Source organism: Intestinibacillus massiliensis, assembly GCF_900155735.1.
In the GTDB taxonomy this organism is placed as follows: Bacteria; Bacillota; Clostridia; order Oscillospirales; family Butyricicoccaceae; genus Intestinibacillus; species Intestinibacillus massiliensis.
The window spans coordinates 95,482-100,263 of record NZ_LT707057.1 but is presented as its reverse complement, the minus strand read 5'-3'; the positions used below and the strand labels follow the sequence as shown (position 1 = coordinate 100,263).

At 64.9% G+C, this 4,782-nt stretch carries 5 protein-coding genes; 3 read left to right on the top strand and 2 right to left on the bottom strand.

Annotated features, from left to right (window positions below):
• Positions 1-463, bottom strand: a 463-nt coding sequence (locus CZ203_RS06440) for a response regulator transcription factor (protein WP_143436157.1), incomplete at its 3' end; no start/stop codon positions are given.
• Between the two features lie 91 nt (positions 464-554).
• A complete protein-coding gene (locus CZ203_RS06435; protein ID WP_159456391.1) occupies positions 555-1,838 on the bottom strand; it encodes a diguanylate cyclase domain-containing protein in 1,284 nt (427 codons plus the stop codon).
• 202 nt (positions 1,839-2,040) lie between these two features.
• On the opposite strand from CZ203_RS06435, the gene CZ203_RS06430 reads away from it, so the two are divergent.
• The 3 genes from CZ203_RS06430 to CZ203_RS06420 all read left to right on the top strand — a co-directional run.
• Positions 2,041-2,391 (top strand): NAD(P)-binding domain-containing protein, encoded by a 351-nt coding sequence (locus CZ203_RS06430; RefSeq protein ID WP_407927713.1) that lies wholly within the window; start codon positions 2,041-2,043, stop codon positions 2,389-2,391.
• A 65-nt stretch (positions 2,392-2,456) separates the two neighbouring features.
• The gene (locus CZ203_RS06425; RefSeq protein ID WP_087065313.1) at positions 2,457-3,053 is read left to right on the top strand and encodes a glycerol-3-phosphate acyltransferase; all 597 of its coding nucleotides are present in this window, start codon (positions 2,457-2,459) and stop codon (positions 3,051-3,053) included.
• 234 nt (positions 3,054-3,287) lie between these two features.
• On the top strand, positions 3,288-4,782 hold a 1,495-nt coding region (locus CZ203_RS06420; RefSeq protein WP_087065312.1), incomplete at its 3' end, for a glycogen debranching protein.

The following is a 4,782-nucleotide window of genomic DNA, read 5'->3' as shown; positions in this document are numbered from 1 at the left end:
CGGACGGGCTGAGCGCGAGCGGGCGGCCGCCCTGGGAAAATTGCAGCCGCCCGAAGTCGAGCGAAACGTCCCCGAAGCGGTAGAGCGCCGCCCCACCGCCGTGGGCGCGGCGCAGCGCGTTTTCCACGCGGGCGCGCAGGGCGGTCAGGCGGAAGGGCTTGGTAATATAGTCGTCGCCGCCCGCGGCAAAGCCGGCGACTTCGTCGTATTCCGCGTCGTTTGCGGTCAGAAACAGGATGGGGACGTCCGAAGCCGCGCGCAGCTCGCGGCAAAGCGTGAGGCCGCTGCCGTCGGGCAGCCCCACGTCGAGCAGCACGAGGGAGATGGCGTGCTGCGCAAACGCCTGCCGCGCCTGTGCGAGCGTGGCGCATTCAAAAAAACGGTATTCCGGCCGCGCGAGGGACAAGGCGACCCCGCGGGACAGCCCTTCATCGTCCTCCACGATCATGATATTGACAGCCATGGCGGCTCCTTTCCGGTGTGTTCCCTATGGTTTTTTGACGGGCGCGGGGAAATAGGACAGGCGCCGCGCCGGGACAGCGCAGCGCCTGTATTTAACCTTGCCCGTTATCCCCCACGATGCGGTTGCGCCCCAGCTCTTTGCCGCGGTACAGGTTTTCGTCCGCGCGCTGGATGAGCGCGTCTGCATCCCGCGCCCCGCGCCCGTCGGCCACGCCGAAGGTGATGGTGACATGGATTTCCGCCCCTTCCCAGGGGACGGCGGTGCCTGCGATCTCCTTTTGCAGCGCTTGCAGCAGGGGGAGCGCCTGCCGTGCGTCCACGTCCTCATAGATCAGTAAAAATTCCTCGCCGCCCCAGCGGAACAGGAAGCCGGCGCGCTCCATATGCGCCGACATGCAGCGGGAAACCATGCGCAGCACCTCGTCCCCGGCGCGGTGGCCGTAGGCGTCGTTGACGCGCTTGAAATAGTCGATATCGCCCATGGCCACGGCAAAGCCCGCGCCCCGGCGGCGGCCCTGCTCGATCAGCCCCTGCAGCACCACGTCGCAGCCCCGGCGGTTGTGCAGGCCGGTGAGCGGATCCTTGCCGACAAGGTCGGTCACCGAATGCTGCAGCATCACGGCAAAACGCCCCATCTCGCCGATCTCGTCGCGGCGGGAGAGCACTTGCGGGTCAAGTTCGGCGGCCAGGTTGCCGCACGCGATCTGGCCGAGGAACTGCTTGGTGCGGTTGAGCGAGCGGATGATCGTCCTGCCATAGTGGGACGAAATTGCGATCGCGATCGCCATGATGCCCAGGGAGGCCGCGCATACCAGCAGGATATTGTGCGCGATCTTATGCAGTACGGCGGCGCGCGCCTTGCCGACAAACGCCATGCCAGCGACCGTGCCGTCGGAATTGCGCACCGGCATGTAATACCCGAAATAGGGCGTGCCGTTGACGGAAACCCGGTCGGAAAAATAGTCCTGCCCCTGCTCGAGCACCGCCTTGGCAACCTCGTCCGCGGCGAAGGTGCCGGTCGCGCGGCTGCCGTCGGGCGTCAGGATGGTGGTCAGGAAGCGCTGGTTTTGGAAAAACAGGGTCGCGTCCGCGCCGGAAAGCCGTTTCACCTCGTCCACGATCCCGTGCCGCCCGGAAAGCGGCAGGCCGCCCTTTGTGACGGCGCCGCCGTCCAGCGCGTAATCCCCGGGATATTCGATTTCGTACGCGCGGTAGGAGGTGCTCGCCAGCACCTTCAGGTTATTTTGCGTCTCGTCCTTCAGGCTTTCGTAAATGACGGCCGAAGACGTGAACGTCACGACAAGGCCGAGCAGCAGCAGCGGTACGGCGGAGAGGGAAAGCAGGCGGGTGGTCAGTTTTCGCAAATTTAACTTCATGGTATCTTCTGTCCTTTCCCGGCAGGCCGTCGCCCCGGCGCAGCCGGAAACATGTGCATGGGAAGGGGTTTGCTGCACATATATGCTTGTTTTTAGTTTACCATGACCGGAACTGGAGTGCAATGCACAAAACGGGGCGGGGAAGATTTTGGGGGACGCCGGCCGGGTTGCGGCGGGGCGGCGGACGTAGTACACTGGAAGCATGGATGCGGCCGCCATGCGGCAAGGAGGCAAGCATATGGAAAAAATCGGGTTTATCGGCGCGGGCGTCATGGGGCGCCCTATGGTGCGCAATTTGCTGCGGGCGGGTTATGACGTCGCGGTGTATACGCGCACGAAGGCAAAGGTGGAGGCGTTCCTCAGGGAAACCGGAGTGCAGTGGTGCGGGACGGCGGCGGCGTGCGCCGCGGGGCGCGATGTGGTGATCACCATGGTGGGCTACCCGCAGGATGTGGAGCAGNTGTGCGGCATGTGCACGGCGCTGGAGCGCGAGGGGCGCGGCGAGGACGGCACCCAGGCGCTCATCGAGTTTTACCGAGCACAGGGGGTTTAACCCGGCGGGGATGCGGCTATACTTTTGGGAAAAGGGCGGCGTGCCGCCCGCAGGAGGTGTATGGCATGACACGTTTCCTTTGTCTGCTGATTGGCTATATTTGCGGCTGCTTCCTCACGGCGGAGGCCGTTGCGCGCCGCCGCACGGGGAAGGGGGCGGACACGCTGGGGTCGGGCAACCCCGGCATGGCGAATATCGCGTCCACGCTCGGCGTGGGCAGCGGCCTTGCCGTGCTGTGCGGCGACGTACTCAAGACGGCGCTGGCCTGCGGGCTGTGCCGCTTCCTGTTTTTCCCCGGCCTCGGGCAGGCCGCGGTGCTGTACGCCGGGCTGGGGGCGGTGCTGGGGCACAATTTCCCGTTCTGGAAGCGCTTTAAGGGCGGCAAGGGCGTGGCGGTGACCTGCGCCGCGCTGGTGTTCTTTTCCCCGCTTGGCGGGGTGGCCAGCGGCCTGGCAGGCCTGCTCGCCGTCGTGCTGACGGGGTACCTGCCGGTCGGCGCGGTCGTCATCCCGACGGTGGCGCTCGTCCCGGTGTTCTGGTTCTACGGCATGGAGGACGGCCTGCTTGTCGCGGCGCTCGCCGTCATCATGCTGACGCGGCATATCGACGGCCTGGCGCGCGCCGTGCACGGGCAGGAAAAGCGCGTGTGGCGCAGGCCGTGACCGGCGGGACGGCGGGGGCATTGCCCCCGCCGCCCTTTTATTTTGCGCGGGTGCGGCATTTGTTTACAAACGGGCGCGGCGTATGTGATATAATAGCCGCAAAACGGCTATTATACCTATACCTTTGATTTAAAACCTATACCACTATGGCATGATATGCAATGGTTTTGGTAGGATTCTACCTGCCATTGTGGTATACTGGGGGGCAGGTAACACAGGGAAAGGAGGCCGCCCATGCAACATGTAAACGTAGGCCGCCCGCTGCCGTCTGGCGTGCACCTCGCCCCGCTCGACCGCATCGCGGGGTTTAACGTGCGCCCGGGATTCTACGGGATTTACGGCGCGACCGCGATCCCGGGCGGGGTCAATTTTACCGTGCAGTCCCACGGCGCGACCGCGTGCGAACTCGTGCTGTTCCACAGCGCCGGGGATGCGGAGCCGTTCGCCGTACTGCCGTTCCCGGAGCTGTACAAGATCGGCCACGTCTATTCCATGATCGTGTTCGGGCTGCACATCGGGGAGTTCGTTTACGCCTACCGGCTCGACGGCCCGCACGACCCCGCAAAGGGGCTGCTGTTCGACCGGACGAAATGCTTGCTCGACCCCTATGCGCGCGCCATTGCTGGGCAGCGCGACTGGGGCGCGCCGCAGAGGGCGGACGGCTGCTACCGGGCGCGCGCCGTGTGCGACGACTTTGATTGGGGCGCGTTCCGCCAGCCGCTGCTGCGCATCCGCGACCTTGTGATCTATGAGCTGCATGTGCGCGGCTTTACCAAGCACCCGTCCGCGGGCGTGCGGCACCCGGGCACGTTCGACGGGCTGATGGAGAAGCTCCCGTACTTAAAGGAACTGGGGGTCAACGCGGTCGAGCTGATGCCGGTCTTCGAGTTTGACGAGATGCGCGACAGCCGCGAGGTGGACGGGAAGCGCCTGCTGGATTACTGGGGCTATAACCCGGTCTGCTTCTTCGCGCCCAACACGAGCTATACCGCCACGGACGGGCACAACCATGAGGGCGACGAGCTTAAGCGCCTGATCCGCGCGCTCAACTCCGAGGGGATCGAGGTGATCCTGGACGTGGTATTTAACCATACGGCGGAGGGGAACGAAAACGGCCCGTTTTTCAGCTTCAAAGGCTTTGACAACAACATTTACTACATGCTCACGCCCGACGGGCGCTATTACAATTTCAGCGGCTGTGGCAATACGCTCAACTGCAACCATCCCGTCGTGCAGCAGATGATCCTGGACTGCCTGCGCTACTGGGTGGTCAACTACCGCGTGGACGGTTTCCGGTTCGACCTGGCCTCGATCCTGGGGCGGAACGAGGACGGCTCGCCGATGAACAAGCCCCCGCTGCTGCAAAGCCTGGCGTTCGACCCCATCCTCGGCAACGTCAAGCTGATCGCGGAGGCCTGGGACGCGGGCGGGCTGTACCAGGTCGGCTCGTTCCCGGCCTGGAACCGCTGGTCGGAATGGAACGGCAAATACCGCGACGACCTGCGCGCCTTCCTCAAGGGCGACGGCGGGCTGGCGGAGGCGGCGGTCAGCCGCATCATGGGGTCGCCCGACCTGTACGACCCGGCCGTGCGCGGCGCGGGCGCGTCGGTCAATTTCCTGACCTGCCACGACGGCTTCACCCTGTACGACCTTTACGCCTACAGCCGGAAACACAACGAAGGCAACGGCTGGGGCAATACGGACGGCGCCGACGACAACCGCAGCTGGA